At 50.1% G+C, this 15,977-nt stretch carries 14 protein-coding genes; 4 read left to right on the forward strand and 10 right to left on the reverse strand.

What is annotated here, in order from left to right; translation table 11 throughout:
- Positions 1–29: 29 nt before the first annotated feature.
- From rsmB to H8L32_RS05005, 4 genes are all read right to left on the reverse strand, one after another.
- Positions 30–1,526, reverse strand: a complete 1,497-nt coding sequence (rsmB, locus tag H8L32_RS04990; protein WP_186946056.1) for a 16S rRNA (cytosine(967)-C(5))-methyltransferase RsmB — start codon at positions 1,524–1,526, stop codon at positions 30–32.
- A gap of 174 nt (positions 1,527–1,700) precedes the next feature.
- Positions 1,701–2,591 (reverse strand): alpha/beta hydrolase, encoded by an 891-nt coding sequence (locus H8L32_RS04995; RefSeq protein ID WP_186946057.1) that lies wholly within the window; start codon positions 2,589–2,591, stop codon positions 1,701–1,703.
- 4 nt (positions 2,592–2,595) lie between these two features.
- Complete coding sequence (locus tag H8L32_RS05000) at positions 2,596–2,940, reverse strand: DUF1840 domain-containing protein (RefSeq protein ID WP_186946058.1); 345 nt, start codon at positions 2,938–2,940, stop codon at positions 2,596–2,598.
- 105 nt (positions 2,941–3,045) lie between these two features.
- Positions 3,046–3,546 (reverse strand): hypothetical protein, encoded by a 501-nt coding sequence (locus H8L32_RS05005; protein ID WP_186946059.1) that lies wholly within the window; start codon positions 3,544–3,546, stop codon positions 3,046–3,048.
- Positions 3,547–3,836: 290 nt separating this feature from the next.
- Here H8L32_RS05005 and H8L32_RS05010 point away from each other — a divergent pair, with 290 nt between their 5' ends.
- Together H8L32_RS05010 and H8L32_RS05015 are read left to right on the forward strand one after the other, a co-directional pair.
- On the forward strand, positions 3,837–4,178 hold the full coding sequence (locus tag H8L32_RS05010) for a hypothetical protein (RefSeq protein ID WP_186946060.1): 342 nt from the start codon (positions 3,837–3,839) through the stop codon (positions 4,176–4,178).
- A gap of 15 nt (positions 4,179–4,193) precedes the next feature.
- The gene (locus tag H8L32_RS05015) at positions 4,194–4,706 is read left to right on the forward strand and encodes a GNAT family N-acetyltransferase (RefSeq protein ID WP_186946061.1); all 513 of its coding nucleotides are present in this window, start codon (positions 4,194–4,196) and stop codon (positions 4,704–4,706) included.
- Positions 4,707–4,812: 106 nt separating this feature from the next.
- Here the strand turns inward: H8L32_RS05015 and H8L32_RS05020 are convergent, their stop codons facing one another.
- On the reverse strand, positions 4,813–5,064 hold the full coding sequence (locus H8L32_RS05020; RefSeq protein WP_222619200.1) for a DUF1161 domain-containing protein: 252 nt from the start codon (positions 5,062–5,064) through the stop codon (positions 4,813–4,815).
- A 79-nt stretch (positions 5,065–5,143) separates the two neighbouring features.
- Complete coding sequence (locus tag H8L32_RS05025; RefSeq protein WP_186946063.1) at positions 5,144–5,470, reverse strand: hypothetical protein; 327 nt, start codon at positions 5,468–5,470, stop codon at positions 5,144–5,146.
- Positions 5,471–5,648: 178 nt separating this feature from the next.
- Here H8L32_RS05025 and H8L32_RS05030 point away from each other — a divergent pair, with 178 nt between their 5' ends.
- Positions 5,649–7,850: an ATP-binding protein gene (locus tag H8L32_RS05030; RefSeq protein ID WP_186946064.1), complete on the forward strand. Its 2,202-nt coding sequence runs from the start codon at positions 5,649–5,651 to the stop codon at positions 7,848–7,850.
- On the opposite strand, the gene H8L32_RS05035 is transcribed toward H8L32_RS05030, so the two are convergent.
- From H8L32_RS05035 to H8L32_RS05045, 3 genes are all read right to left on the reverse strand, one after another.
- Positions 7,822–9,024, reverse strand: coding sequence for a DUF1501 domain-containing protein (locus tag H8L32_RS05035; RefSeq protein ID WP_186946065.1), 1,203 nt, complete (start codon positions 9,022–9,024; stop codon positions 7,822–7,824). The genes H8L32_RS05030 and H8L32_RS05035 overlap by 29 nt on opposite strands.
- 24 nt (positions 9,025–9,048) lie before the next feature.
- Positions 9,049–10,629, reverse strand: a complete 1,581-nt coding sequence (locus H8L32_RS05040) for a DUF1800 domain-containing protein (protein WP_230412060.1) — start codon at positions 10,627–10,629, stop codon at positions 9,049–9,051.
- 457 nt (positions 10,630–11,086) lie between these two features.
- On the reverse strand, positions 11,087–11,833 hold the full coding sequence (locus tag H8L32_RS05045; protein WP_186946066.1) for a DUF2076 domain-containing protein: 747 nt from the start codon (positions 11,831–11,833) through the stop codon (positions 11,087–11,089).
- Between the two features lie 219 nt (positions 11,834–12,052).
- On the opposite strand from H8L32_RS05045, the gene H8L32_RS05050 reads away from it, so the two are divergent.
- Entirely contained in the window at positions 12,053–13,198 is a 1,146-nt protein-coding gene (locus tag H8L32_RS05050) for a DNA cytosine methyltransferase (protein ID WP_186946067.1), read from the forward strand.
- Here H8L32_RS05050 and H8L32_RS05055 read toward each other — a convergent pair.
- Positions 13,180–15,948 carry an RAD55 family ATPase gene (locus H8L32_RS05055; protein ID WP_186946068.1) on the reverse strand — a complete coding sequence of 923 codons (2,769 nt, stop codon included), beginning with the start codon at positions 15,946–15,948 and terminating at the stop codon, positions 13,180–13,182. The genes H8L32_RS05050 and H8L32_RS05055 overlap by 19 nt on opposite strands.
- Positions 15,949–15,977: the final 29 nt, after the last annotated feature.

A 15,977-nucleotide genomic window follows, 5' to 3' on the forward strand; every position in this document is an offset into this window, starting at 1 on the left:
TAATGATAGCTTGAACTTGTTGGCATTCGTTAATTTTGCAGTGGTTTTTGAAACAATGCATAAAACAAACCGTCATGTTCGTTGTTAGCAGCGGACGCTGTCGGCAGCACAGGCAGCATTTGACCCGGTGCATCAAGCCGTATGGCTCCGTGCCTGGTGACAAAGGCGGCGGCCTGGGCTTCCGATTCCAGCGGCCAGATCGAACAGGTGACCATCAGCATCTTGCCACCCGGCTTCAGCATGCGCCACAGATTGTCCAGGATACGGGCAGACAGGGCGGCCAGCTGGGCCGCATCTGTCTTGCGGCGTAGCCAGCGGCTGTCCGGGTGGCGTCTTACTACGCCAGAAGCGGTACAGGGCACATCGGCCAGGATACGGTCATAGGGCTTGGTATCCCACCAGCCAGTGCGGCTGGCATCACCTTCCTTGACGGTAGCGAACAACTTTAATCTTGCTAAATTATCATGTATCCGTTGCAGACGGGCCGGATCGGAGTCCAGGGCCAGCAGTTCAATATCGGCCAGCTCCAGCAAATGCCCGGTTTTGCCACCGGGGGCGGCACAGGCGTCCAGTACGCGCATGCCGTCTTGCACATCCAGCAATGGTGCTGCCAGCTGGGCGGCGGCATCCTGCACCGACGCCATGCCTTCTTCAAAGCCGGGGATATGCTGTACCGGCATGGGCCGTACCAGCCGGATGGCAGACGGGCCGATTTGGCTGGCTGCAATTTGCTTCGAGGCCAGCAGTTCCAGATAGGCGGCTACCGTGGTGGCGCGACGGTTGACCCGTAAAGTCATGGGTGGCGCATGGTTGCCGGCAGTAAGTATGGCTTGCCAGTCTTGCGGATACGCTGCCTTGCACTGGTCTACCCACCATTGCGGATAATTCCAGGTGGCGGCAGGCTGTTTCATGACCAGTTTCAGCAACTCGTCCTTTTCGCGCAGGTAGCGGCGCAGCACGGCATTGACCATGCCCTTGGCAAACACCATATGCGGGCTGGAGGTAGCGGCGGTAACAGCCTGGTCGACCACGACAAATTCTTCATAGGCAGGTTGCTCTTCTCCTTCGTTGCCAATCAGTAAAGTCAGGGAACAGCACAACAGGCTGTACAACAGGGCAGGTTCCGGGGTTTTGCTGGCCATGATTTTGATCAGGGCATCTACCCGCCCAACCTGGCGCATGGTGCGATAAGCTATATCCTGTATAGCGCCACGTGCCTGTGGCAGTGCATTGGTCTGGGTAAATACGCGCGACAATGCCATGGGCAAGGCCGTACCTTCCAGCACGTAGCTGACAGCCTGCGCAGCACCCACCAGGCAAAATGCCAGGGAATCAGGCTTGATGTCGACAGGCTGGAATTCCGGGACTGTCGCTGGTGGACGAGCATCCGTGCGCACATTCGGGGAGGTATTTGAGCCTGACCCTGAGCGCACACCAGAGCTTACCCCAGAGCCTGCATTTTTGCGTGCATCCGGACGTGCAGGTTTTTGGGGTTTCCCCAGTGTTTTTCTTGTATTTTCTTGCATATTTTGAATTGGCTAGGTGTAAACCGACACGTAAGTGTAACAGCCCGTGGGTACAAACCCTGTTTCTGTGGCTTTTGCCGCAGTTGAAACCTGGCCGCGCAGGTAGCACGTAAGTAGCCTGCAGGTAGGCACGCAGGTATTAATTACGCAGCAATTACCCTTCGCTATGCAGGCTTATGCTGCCTTTTGGCTCATTTCCAGCGGTGTGAATTGCTGTATTTCCAGCCAGGTACGCAAATCATCAAAAACCCGGGTGGCATCGAGTTCATTGAAAATTTCATGGTAAAAGCCGGTGTAGAAATGGCTGCCAAGCCAGGTTTCATTGACTTTTTGTGCAAAACGCCGGCTACCATCGGGGTCGACCAGATGGTCATCATCAGCCACCATCAGCAATGTGGGTAGCTGCAGTTCTGCGGCATGTTCATGGCAATAGGCCATGGCCGTCAGCATACTGGTAAGCAGCCGTGCACTGAGCCTGCCATGTACCAGGGCGTCATTTTTATAGGCTTGCACCACTTCCGCATCATGTGACAGGTAACGGGTTTGCAAGCCGTTCGGCAAGCCAACGCCAGGTATCAGGCGGAAGGCGGTTTTCAACAGACCCTGCTGGAAACCCGTCATACGTATTGCCAGCGCCGGCGAAGACAGAATCAAAGCCTGCAACTGACTTTGGTGTTCCAGCGCAAAGCGGGCCGCGAACAGGCCGCCCATGCTGTGTCCCAGCAAAATCGGCGGGCCAGCCAATTGCTGGCGGAAGTCGGCAAGCACCATCCGGGCATCGTCCAGCATGGCATGGTTATCCGGTACGTCACCAAGGGCACCGCCAGACTTGCCATGCCCACGGTGGTCATAGGTTCTGACGACAAAACCCAGGGCATTGAAAAAGCGTGCCACGTGGGTATAGCGCCCGCAGTGTTCGCCCAGGCCATGCATGATCAGCACACCTTGCTGGGATGGTGATGCGGCATTTTCCTGGCCGGTCAGGGGCCAGTCGCGTACAAAGATGGGAGTGCCGTCGGCGGCCTCCAGATCGAATTCCCGGGTATTTTCTACATGGGAAGTCATGGGTTTATACGCCCCACATCACATCACGCTGCATCTTGTTGGCAGCATGCAGCATTTCCAGCACCGGGAAGGCGCGGGTGGCAAAACTGACCGTTTCCGGCGCTTCATGTTCGTTGTCATCACCGTTTTCATTGTGATGGGCATTGACATCGCGATTGACTTCGTCCGAGATCGGATGGGCTTTGCTGTCCGCAACCGCTGCTTCTATCTTTTGTATGGCTTGTGGCAATTCTTGCGGTGTAATCACGCCGCGTTCCACATCTTTCTGTATCAGATCCAGGATGCGACGCGCATGTTCTTTATACATGGTGATTTCTGTAGCAGCTTTGGATTTGAATGTGATCAGCATGGACATCTCTCCTCTTTGTGGGTAGCTATGATGTAGAAATGCATATCGGCTAAAGATATGCATACGTATAACTACATCATAATCCTAAATTAACCTGGTGTTGTTTCAGTTTGCTTTGAATGATGTCATAAACGTATCAATCACATCACGGCTGACGGTTTTTTCCGGCCCCAGTATGACGATTTGATAGACCCAGGGGCCACGTATAAGAAAACGGCCTACCATCAGGACCGGCACGTCGTTGCGCAATTTACCACGGACTTCCACGTCCCCGCCTGGCGTGATGCGGGTATTGTCGGCATTGCCCTGGACGTTACGTATCATGCCCTTCTTCATTGCTTCCATGATAAGGCCTGCATTGCCAGCATCGACTGCTTTGGTGCTGCCGACGGCAAAACTGACGCCACCCGCTTCACCGGCCAGCATAGTCATTTTCACATCTATGCCTTCCAGCTGCATGTTCTTGGTATCGCTGACTGCCTTGCCGGGCATCAGGATGGAAAACGGGGCGTCATTGCTGCGGGTTTCGCGCCAGTCAAACTGGGGACTGCATGCGGCCAGACCGATGGCTGCACTTAAGATAATGCTTTTAATCAAGATTTTCATGAGGCTTGCGGTTTCTGGTAAAGCGTAAATTCTGATGTAGGTGAAGCAAATGCTGGCTAGCCAGTCTGACCGGCGATTCAGCCCACATGATAATGCTTTGCCCAGGCTTACGCCGGTTTTTTAAGTATGGGCCAGAATGGCCGTAAACACTGTCAGTATGCAATATTCTGACTTTGTAACCATGATCACTGCTGTCAAAGCATCCATACACTGGGGTATCATGGCGGCAAGTCTGAGTTCGACCATGGTTTTTTAGAACTTGCGCAAAAATTCATTTTTCTGGTGCCACGATGCCACTACGCCAATCACTTGGAATTTCACTACTGCTATTGATCTCGCTGAGTGCCTGCGACCGTCTGGGCCTGCCTGATCCCGCCAGAGATGCGGCGGCCAAGGAATCGGATGCCAGAGCCACCGGCAGCGCCTGCCGTCATGCCGGACGCGCCATCGAAGATTGTTACGCCCTGAACCCGGATGCGGCGCGTGCTGCGGTGTACGCCGGGTGGAAGGAAATGAATGACTACATGCGCGAAAACAAGATCGATGTCGTCAAGCCAGAACTGGCCAAATCAGACGCGTCCTCCAAGTCAGAAGATGCCAGTGCTTCTGCCAGTGCAAAAGCAGAAAAGTAAAAGAAGTCGACAGACATGAGCTTGCAGGTGCGCAGCATGCTGCCGCAGGATCTGGCGGCAGTGTTTGATATACAGTCTTTGGCCTATGTGTCCGACATGGTGGAAACCTTGCCCCTGCTGGCGGCCCGCCTGCAAAGTGCGCCTGACACGGCCTGGGTGGCAGAGCAGGATGGTTGCATCATGGCGTATCTGGCCGCTTATCCCAGCATCGGCGGTCGTGTGTCTGCACTTGGGCAGGCATTCAGTCCGGCCAGCACACCCAACGCCCTGTATTTGCATGATCTTGCGGTGGATCCGGCGCAAGCCGGCAAAGGTGTGGCGCAAGCCATGATAGCGCATGCCTTTGCCTATGCTCAGCGGCAAAACTGGCAATATATCTGTCTGGTGTCAGTACAAAGTACCAGTGCATTTTGGCAGCGGCTTGGATTTGTAGTACAAGCAGAACTTGATCAGCAGCAGACTGACAAGCTGGCCAGTTATAGCGGCGCGGCGTTTTATATGATCAAAGACCTGCGCGCCGGCGTCTGATGCGCAAGCAAAAAATCAAACGCATTGCACTTTTGAAAGTGCAATGCGTTTTTATTTGCAATTGTGATTACGGCAGGCAGCCGCTATTACTTATTTGTTTTTTTATTTATTCTTCTGCCTTTGCGCCCGCTTTTTCCTTTTTGTAAATGATCTTTTTCTTGTCTCCTTCGCAGGAACCGACAACGCGGTACTTAGTCTCAGTGTCTTTCGACACGACTTGCAGGGTGTAGTTATCGACACCCTTGCCTTCCAGCTTGGTCGCGATTTTTTCCTTCAAGGCTTCGCAACTGAGTATGCCTGCTTCCGCATGGGCTGATGCACTGATGAGCAGCAAACCGCCTACCAAGGTATTTATCAACGCGTTTCTTTTCATTTTGCTGGCTCCTTTTCCTTGATCGGATATTGTGCAGACCTGTTCCGTGCCTGATGCGGCATTTTCAGGTCATGCTGATTGTTTGTATGGGTTCGGTTCTACAGGTGGTAAAACGTAACATTTCTTGCCAGGTTTTAACAGAAATACGTTCGTTTCTTTCAGGAAAGTGTCGCAAATCATCCGCAATGCTGACCTGTGGTGGGAATTGCCCATCATTTTCATGTGACAGGTATCGTATTTTCACGACAGTCTCAAGCTTGAAAAACAAGATTATTTTTTTACAAAAATAGGCCGTTGCTGTTGTTGAGTTCATAATTAATGCACATTTTTCGCGTACAGTAGCAGGGGCAGTAGCATTGACAGTAGTGTTGCAAATACAGCGAGCAGTCATACCAGTATGCGGACTTCAGGCTGTGAAGACTGGACGGGCAGGGCATCGCGGCCTGTCTGGACAAGTTGCGCAGGCATTCCCCCAAACGTAAAAATCAGGCAACATGTCTGTGCGGCAAAATTTACCAACACTATATTGCGGATAACATGGCGTATTTATCGCCACTGGACAGACAGAGATGAAGCAAACAGGATTACCCACCAGTCGTTTGGCCATCGCGCTTGCCGCGTGTCTGGTGCTGGCAATTATCCTGGGTGCAGCCAGTGCGGTCTGGATGCTGCGGGCGCAGGAAGTCGGCAAATGGGAAAAGCAGACTGAAACCTTCAGTGTCGTGCTGACCGAAACCGTCAGCCAGCAAATGGATTTCGCGTATACGGCGCTGGACAGTATTTCCGAACGCATACAGGATCGCTGGAGCGTCAGTGCCGATTACCTGTCTTCCAAACTATCGACCTACGACTTCCATCAGTTCCTGCGCGAAAAAGCCAGCCTGTCACCGGCCGTAGAAGTGATTTCCGTACTGGATGTGAACGGCAATGTGATCAATACATCGCGCAATTTCCCGGCACCAACCTACAGCCTGGCTGATCGCGATTATTTCATTGCCCAGCGCGACAATCCTGTACAGGGGATTTATCTGAGTTCTTCGGTGCGCAGCAAGACCACCGGGAAATGGATGTTTTTCCTCAGTCACAGGCTGACCGGCAGTGATGGTGAATTCATCGGTGTGGTTATCCTGGGCATGTCGCCCTCGTTTTACTCACAGTTTTATGAAAAACTCAGTGCTGATGGACATGCATCCATCGCTTTGCTGAGAAATGATTTCACCTACCTCGCACGCTGGCCGGAGCGCGGTGAAATCATGGGTATGAAAAACCTGACTGGCAGCACTTATGAGCTGGTGCACAATCAAAACAAAAAATCCGGCGTCATCATCACCAACAGTTCACGGATGGGGGATGGGGGCAAACATGTGACGCGCATGTCGGCCGTACAATCGCTGCAAAAATACCCGCTGATCATCAATTTCACGGTAGATGAAGAGTTATACCTGTCTGACTGGCGCAAGATCACGACCGGCATTGTGGTGGTGGCCATGAGCGGCATCCTGGCACTGGTGGCAGCATTCAGCGTGCTGGTCAGTCTGCTGGAAAAACGCGAGCAGGATTTGCTCGCCACCACAGAATTGAAGCAGCAGGCGGAAATCATTAACCGCAACCAGGCCCATCTGCTCAAAAATCTGACCGAACAGCAGATCGCCCTGAAAGATTCATCCGAGCGCCTGCAAGCCATCTTCCAGAATGCTGCGGACGGTATCGTCATGATTGATGATACCGGCAAGATAGAGGCTTTGAACCCTGCTGCCGTGGCCATTTATGGGCATCCAGCCAGTGAAGTGGTGGGCAAGAACGGGCGATTTTTCTCACCACCGGGCCAGCCTGATTTGCTGGGCCTGGCCATGAGCCGCAGCGAGTTCCTGGAAACCGGCTGCCTGCGTACCGAGGTGGAAAGAATGCGCAAGGATGGCAGCCTGTTCCCCGCAGAACTGGCCATCAGTGAGTACTACCATGCAGGCCGGCGCAAGCTGATCGTTATCGTCAGGGATATTTCCGAGCGACGCAAGATGGAACGCATGAAGAGCGAATTCATCTCTACCGTCAGTCACGAATTGCGTACCCCGCTCACCGCCATACGTGGTGCCTTGGGCCTGGTTGTGGGTGGTGCCGTTGGTGCGGTACCAGACAAGATTGCGCCGTTGCTTGGCATGGCCCACAAGAACAGCGAAAGCCTGACCCGGCTCATCAATGATTTGCTGGATATCCAGAAAATCGAAGCGGGCAAGATGGACTTTGTGTTTGAACACCTGAACCTGCATTCACTATTGCAAATTGCCGTGAATAATAATCAGGCCTTTGCCCATAGCGTAGGGACAGAAATCGTCTTTGATGCACAAAGCATGGATGCCCATGTGATGGTGGATGCCGGGCGTTTCCAGCAAGTCATGGCGAATCTGTTATCGAATGCCTGCAAGTATTCGCCTGAAGGGTCTGCCGTACGCGTCCTGGCCGAAGTGCGTTCGGGCAAGAGCGTGCGTATAGAGGTGATCGATCAGGGCAGCGGTATCCCGGAAAATTTCCGCGAACGTCTGTTCCAGAAATTTTCACAGGCAGATTCTTCAGATACCCGCGCCAAAGGGGGAACCGGATTAGGCCTGGCAATTTCCCAGGCCATCATCCGGCAAATGCATGGTGATATCGGCTATTACATGGAATCCGCCCATGAAGCGCTGGGCACCCATTTTTATATCGACTTACCCCTGCATGAAGAAGTGATTACCGACATCGGCACCATTACACCAAAGACAGATCCCGTGCTTTGACACCGGTAAAGATCTGGTCTACCTGGTTGGTATTGAGCCCGTAGATATTGGTAAACAGGCCACCCAGTACGGCGCGGTATTCGTTCAGCACAGGGTAATCACGGTTCTGGAACAGCTTGCCTTGCTCCAGCGCGATCTGCTCACCGGCAATGCGTCCACCCTTGACACCGCCACCCAGCACCCAGTACACGCTGCCATGACCATGATCGGTACCGCGCTTGCCGTTCTCGCGGAAGGTGCGGCCAAATTCACTGATAACCACCACGGTCGTATTGCGCCAGGCGCTACCCATTTCGGTACGGTAAGCAGCCAGGCCGCGTCCCAGTTCTTCAAACTTGACCGCCAGTGTGCCGTTGACGCCGCCCTGGTTCACATGGGTGTCCCAACCGCCGACATCGATGAAACCCAGTGCATATTTTTCCCGCATCAGCTTGGCGATTCTTTGTGCTTCCAGCTCAAAGCCCTTGGTGGAAATGGCGTTGCGGTTGGCGCTGTTCATTTCCTCCTGCAAGTCACGGGCCACTTCTTCACGCATGGCAAAGCCATCCTTGACGGCCTGCGACAGACTGGTATCGCCATACATCTGCAAGATCATGTCACGCTGACGCTGATCGACATTGAGTTTGCTGACGTTGCGTAAGGCAGTATTGGAGATGCGTGCCGAACCCTGCATGGCGATAGGCAACTGATCAGTGAAGGACATCGCGGCAACTTTGCTGTTGTTGCTTAATACCTTGGCCAGACGGTTCATGAAGCCGGAATGGAAGTTCCGGCTGGCTGTCAGCGGTTGTCCCAGTTCTATACTGTCCTGGGTTTCAAAATGGCTACGCGACAGGTCATCAATACCGGCAAACGGGATAAAGCTGGCTTCCCCATTCTGAAACATGGGGTAGACAGTGTCCTTCAGTGCCGGGTGCAGGCCCCAGTCGGCGGTCAGTTCCAGCGCCGAATCCGGTGCTGAACCTGGCCGGGCAATGGCGATGTTTGGCCTGGCTTCGTAATAAAAATTGCTGGAGGTAGGGATCAGCAAATTGCTGGCATCATAGCCACCCCGCAAAAACACAAGCAGCAGGCGGTTTTGGGTGGCGGGTGCGGCCATTACATGGCTGCTCATACCCAGCATGGCGGTGGATGGCAACAAGGCCATCGCTTTCAACAGGTCACGGCGGTTCATATCCTTGATCTTTCTATGAAAAGATTAACGACGCATCATTTCGGGGGAGGCAAGAAACAAGGTATTCCATTCCTGTGTTGTATTTGCCTGGCTCAGGACCGTCTGGGTAGACGGGCTGAATTGCTTGGTCCAGCTTTTGACATAATTGGATACCGCCAGTGCTGGCTGTGGCGGTTTTTCCTGTGGTGCAGGCTGGTTGTCTACCTTGAACAGGGCCGGGTTGCCGCCGGCGATGGACTTGGCAATATCGATACGCACCGTCATCTGGCCAGAACTGGCCCAGGCACTTTCATTCAGGGCATAGCCGTCAGGGGTCTGGCGTCCGTTCAATTGCTGACCCATCATGTTCAGCCAGTTCAGCATGGGGCCGGTATTGACGATGGTGGTGCCATCATACGCCAGGCGTACCGATGCCAGCATGTAGTGCATGGGGTCTTTGAACTTCTTGCCCAGTGAAGCGATAAATTCAGGCGAATCAAACATGGCCCGCAAGGTCGAAGGAATATCCCCATCCGTTTGCAGAAAACGGCCTGCCATCTTGTCTATGAGTGCCTTGGAAGGCGCATCCGAGACAAAGAAGGTCGCCAGTTTCTGGCTGACATAGTTGGCAGTGGCAGGTTGCCTGCACAGCATCGTCAATACTTCATCTAGTTCTGCCATGCCACGACCCTTGATGGTTTTACCCAGGATCTGCTTTTCGCCAAAGTCATGGCGCTGCGGCTGAAATTCAAACAGGCCCTGGCGGTAATACAGCTTTTCCAGTTCCGGCTTCATGCGTGGCGCATCTTTATTCAGGCTGATGCCGACACCGGTTAGCACGCGTGCCAGTTCCTGCACATCTTTTTGGGTATAGCCGCTGTTGACGCCCATGGTATGCAATTCCATCAGCTCGCGCGCATAGTTTTCATTGATGCGGTTGACGGCATTGTGCTCATTGTCCAGGTACCTGAGCATGGCAGGGTGCATGACCGTGGCACGCAGCAAGTCGCGGAAATTGCCGAGTGCATTCGGGCGTATCGCCTGTTCTTCAAAATCACCGAGCATGGCGCGTACATTCGCTTTGCCGCTATGGATATTGAAATGGTTCATCCAGAACCAGCTCATCTGTTCCTGCAACTGATTGGATGAATATACATCGCGCAACAGTGAGCGAGTAGCCGCTTCGCGTGCCAGGCGCGTCAGTTCTTGCTGGTATTGTTTGGCCAGCGTATCGTCCGTGCCTTTTTGCTGGTCTGACGCGATACGGCGCGCTTCCAGATCGCGCATGATTTCTTCGAATGGCTTGCTGGAAATGGTCAGGGTATCAATCTGTGCCTGGATAGGCGCAGGCAAGGCTGCGTTGCGGCCACGCAATTGTTGATCCAGGTAATGATCCGGGCCAACCGCCTGTAAGGCTTGCAGGGTGGTAGGAGTGCTACCCCAGGTGATGCGGTTCAGTAATTGTTCGGGTGGGATCGCCGCTTGTGTCAGGGTCTTGCCTACGGCTGGCTGGCTTTTACTACTGCCTGTATTGCTAGCCTGCTGTTGCGGGTTGGTGCTACATGCTGCCAGCAAGACTATCAGGCTGGCACTCAGCAAGTGCTGCATGGTCTGTTGAATTCTCATTTTTTTACCTCTTCCGTATTGCACAAAAGAATAGGGGTGCCACCCGATTATGGAATGACATCAGCCATTAACGCACCGACCGGCGAATTGTGATACGCGAAAGTCAAAATTTTAAGGAAAATTGGTAACGCGCTGTAACAACGCAGATCTGGCGATATCTTTCAACAGAAAGTTGCCATTGGGATAAATATTGCCAGGCAGGCGGCTGGACCAATCCGCACACTGCCCGCAAACGCTGTACCAGCATACCTGTGCATTAAAGCCTTGCGCAAAGCTTTGCAAAGCGGCAAGACTGCAAATCTACTGAGATAAGGGTAAGCGTGTTGTTATGCGGCTCTGAACTACCGAAGTTGTTACAGCGCCGTAATCAATTCACAAGCTTTGTTACTTATGGGGTTGCGGACGACAATGGAAGCATCTGGCAAGAACCAGGAAAGCCTTATCGTTAAGCCAGACTTCAGGAAAAATCCGCCATGTCGTCACCAAAATCATCTGTCAGGCTAGCTGACTGGGAGTCGTCTGCGGGGGCAGTCTCATGTGCGGTCTCATGTGCGGTTTCATGCGCTTCTGGCGCTTTGTCAAAATAGCCGGGTAACAAATCACTGCCGCCCTGGTTCAATTGCGCTGCACCACTACCGCTGTCAGCCACCTGCTGATGTGACTGGTTGCCCATCAAATGACCTATACCCTGGAACAGAAAGGCACCTGCCGCCACGCCAGCGGCAGTAGCTGCCACCGTGCCCAGCATGCTGCCGCCAGTGCCACCAAAAAAACTGGAACCTGGGGCTGCCGCCATGGCGCTGGCAGGCAACGGAGGTGGTTGCATGCCGCCATAGCTCGGCAAAGGTGTGCCTGTGACTGATGTTGCTGTCGTCGCTACTGTTTGTGCGGGGCGGCTGCTGGAGCTGTTACCCCAGGCACTGGTCGCCGGATCCAGAAAATTGCCAGCAGTATTGCCGTAGCCATTATTCTTACCCGCCTGCAATTCACGCACCTCTGCCTGCAAACTGGTGATCTGGGTATTGGCCTGGGTCAGTGCCTGATCCAGCAACAAAGCCCTTTGCACCAGCAGATAACTGGCATCAGGCTGTTTGCTGACAGCATCACTAATCAGGCTTTGCGCCTGCGCATCCTTGCTGATGCCTTGTACTTTCACCAACTGATCGAGAAAATTCTGTAAAACCTGGGTTTCCTGTGGGGACATGGTCATCTCCTGATGTAGCTCTAACTACTCCCTATCTGGTTACGTAGATGGGGATTTCAATGGATCTGTCTAATTTACGCTGGTAAGAATGGAATTTATTCTCTTCATACCAACAAATAAATTAGGTACTAAATGTGTCCCAAACTTAAATCATGGCAATAGGCCAATCGTTCTGATAAGCTCATTTGATTATCAGAACGCAAATGAAAGAAAAGGTTTATGAATGTCGTTGAATTTTTTGCTGGTGCTGGTGGACTAGCGCAAGGATTGGAAAGTGCTGGTTTCCGACATTTAATCGCGCTCGATTTCAATTCTGATGCATGCGAGACGTTGAAAAAAAATTACAACTGCAATGTCATTCTTAAAGATGTCCGGGAATTTCAGTTCGAAGGACTTCGTATTGAGCCCACTTTATTTGCTGGGGGGCCGCCTTGTCAGCCATTTTCTACAGCGGGCAGGCATGCAGCGGAAAGTGATCACAGAAATGGTTTTCCTGACGCTATTCGAGCAGTTCGCCATTTGAAGCCAAATGCATTTATTTTTGAAAATGTGAATGGATTGCTACGAAAAAATTGGGAAGAATATGTCACGTACCTCGTACGACAATTGCAAGAGCCGGAGTTGACAATTAAACCGAAGGAGACTTGGTATAAACATAGTGAACGCCTCAATACAGCTTATCTTCGTAAGGTTTCAAATCAACGAACAAGATATCAAGTGCAAATGCATTTGGTCAATGCTGCTAACTATGGGGTTCCACAAAAGCGCCTGCGAGTGATTTTTGTTGGATTTCGTGAAGATTTGTCTGTGCGCTGGTCTCTGCCATTGCCAACTTATTCTGAGGAATCTTTGCTACATTCGAAGTGGATTACTGGTGAGTATTGGGATGAGCATGGAATTACAGCGCCAATTTGCTCAGATATTGAGAGGAAAAAAGTGTCGAGGGTATTGGAGCAACCTGAGTTGTTGATTCGAAAACGATGGAGAACCGTTCGCGATGCTCTGAAAGATCTACAAGACCCTGAAGTCTATATCGGCAATAAGCAGGACAACATACACGCTTTTATTCCTGGTGCACGATCATATAAAGGACATACAGGGAGTGACTTTGATCAGCCAGCGAAAACTATTAAATCAGGTGTGAATGGCATTGGAGGGGGTGAAAATATGCTACGACGAGAAAATGGATCTGTTCGTTACTTTACAATTCTGGAACTGCTTCGTCTTCAATCATTTCCAGATAATTATCAGTTATTTGGAACTAGGTCGTCTGTCATTAAACAAATTGGAAATGCCGTACCACCACTGCTGGCATACGTAATTGCAAATAGCATTAAGCTCGCGCTTCAGCGAAGAGGTAATTGATTTTCTTGATCACTAGAATACCTGGCAAAGTATTCACTTGGTAAATGATATAACTCTAATTCTTCTCGGCTCCATAGTAGATGATCACGAGGAATTTTTTGCCCAATGGCTGATATTGCTTTAACTACGTACAAGTCTGATAGTGCGGAGAATTCTCCAGGAAGTTTATCCCAGTCAGGTTGAAATGGACTATTCATCCATGAGTCAATTTCAAACTGGAAATCTGTTTTTTGTACGAGAGCATGCCGTAATGGTTCGGAACGATTGTCATCTACTAATGTTGCTGGTTGTAGCCAATTTTGATTAGGCAGTGCAAGTGTTGTATGAGTTGTGATTGTGGTTATCTTACGAGATCTTAATGCACTGTATATTTGTGGCCAAAATAGGCTGTATTTTTCAATTTCTGGAAATTGAAGAAATACATTGTGAATGCCGTCAATAACTACACATGTATAGGGATCTGCATTTAATTCGCCTGCATCTAGTTCCCAATCAATTCTGTTAAATAAATCGTTTGGACGTAAATGCCCTGGATACAGATGAATAACTTCCAGTCTGGGTTGACCTATAAAAGGTTTCTTTTCTGTTCGATATTCATTCCCTTGTTGCAGTTTTAGTCGACGAATCAAATTCTCATAGTAATCTGCGGGATATAAGAACGACACAACCAACACTCTCTGTTGGGACGGGACTGCCTTTATTTTATTGTCCGGCAAAAGTGTAAAGAGCGGCGATATCGCGAGTTTCATTGCCAAGGCTGCCTTCCCTCCAGAACCCTGGCCATTTAGAAATATATGTGATCCCTCGTCTATTTTTACTGAACTCGCGCTATCAATGTACGAAGCATTTTTACCAGATTCGAAAATATCTGAAGCACTAGCCAATTTCGCCAGCTCCCCAATACTTTTCAACGCACGAGCTCTGCAAAGCCCAGTTCTTATTTGTGTTTTATCTGGCAGTCGAGGTCGCCAATGTGATAACTTTTCTAATTGGTAATTAATTTGTGGAGATAAGCGTACTCCTTTTATTCCGCCAATTTGAAGTCCATGTACACCGCTTGCGCAGAGCTGATGCCTTGCTTTAGTTAATATAAATCTTCTGTCCGGCTTTTTTGCATATTCGTCAGTCGATTCGTGAGATAGTTTTATGGCCACATCTACTAGGTAGTCAAGTGTCGAATCTCCTGCCCAAGCAGTACCAGTAGTCAAAATAACAAGAGCGTGTAGGTCTTTTAGTTTTTCAATTAATTGGTATAGTCTTTCTAACTGTGTTGTCTTTTGACTTGCCCCGGATTCGGTCTTTTGAAATCCAACCGCAAATAAGTCATGAAGGCCATCAAGAATAATTATCGCTTTGCAAGGCTGAGGTAACCGAAATATTTCTTTTGACGAAACTTCACCTTCATCGTTGATACTGTTCATTACGATTTCAAGTTGCTCAAGTCCTTCTTCTATTTCATTTAGCGCACTTGTTCCGTAACCACTTCTTAGTTTATATTTCGTAAATTTGATAAAATTGCGAAGATCTTTTGGGAAGAAACTTAACCTTGAGATTTGATCAGGTATTAAACCATTCATGCGATCTATCAAATCTTTTTCGTATTCCTCTGCGGAAAGAAACCAGCTAGAAATGCCAAAGGGAATGACATGTGCGGCAAGAGCCAAAGCAAAAGATGTTTTGCCTGCGCCTGGGCCACCGTGAATCGCCATTATTAATCCTTGTCGGCCAGAGAATTTTAATCCCCCTTTAAAAATGATATCCGCTCCGCGAAACGGTATGGGTAGTCCCCACAATTCATTAACGATCTCGCCAGCATCTGGTAGGCTATCAAGTCGTTTTGAACGTGTAAATTCGAAAATATAACTTCGCTTCTTATTTGCTAGTTCATTTTCAGACGTGTTGTAAAAAATATTTGCAGGAACTAGTTCCGCATCTCCAAGATACCCAATACATTTTTCAATTGACTGGAACCGCAGATACAACATTTCTCTCAAGGCTAAATGATGTCGAATCAGTCCATCAATTTTACCGCGACTGCCAGGGGGTAATTTATCTTCTCCGCGAGACAGGTAACGCTCACGGAACGATGTCCAAATATGTGACAAAGACTTCTCAATTTCTAAAACAGAGAAGGTTTCAGACCCACCCAGGCCATTTAAATCTGGAATAAGCCGAAATGCACGAAATAGAAAATTTCTGCATGCGAGTAACGAATATGCTCTAGTTCCTTGCGCATTTGGCACTGTAAGAAAGTCATAAATAATAGATAAAGGTGATCTGATATGAATAGGCCTGGCGTCAGTACCGGATTCTGAAAGTGCATTTATGTCAGATAACTCGCGAAACGAATTTATTATTAAGTTACTTATTCGGGTTGGTTCCTCTTGGATGTATTTTTTGATCTCTTGCGGAATAATGTTAGCGCCATTCGCATCAACTTCTAAATCAACAAACTTACATTCTTTAAATGCATTGCGTAGCGCTGAAGGCATACTAGTTTTGTTCCGTAACCACTTGTTTCCAAGTGGACTCATTCCATCAGGAGCTTCAACTAAGTGGCGATTTTCTCCAGCCTTCGTCGCAAAGCTCAGCCAACAGAAGTGAAGATTAATTTGTCGATGGTCAAATTTCGAAAGAGAATTTTCTAGCTTGTAGTGAATGACTACAGCGCGTTGAGCGAGCATGACGCTAGAAACTAATCCATCAAGGATATCTGAATATGGAAAAGTCTTATTCGATTCATTGGACATTGAAAGCCTCTTAAGTCGTTTCAAGCTAG

This window comes from Undibacterium hunanense (assembly GCF_014284335.1).
In the GTDB taxonomy this organism is placed as follows: Bacteria; Pseudomonadota; Gammaproteobacteria; order Burkholderiales; family Burkholderiaceae_D; genus Undibacterium; species Undibacterium hunanense.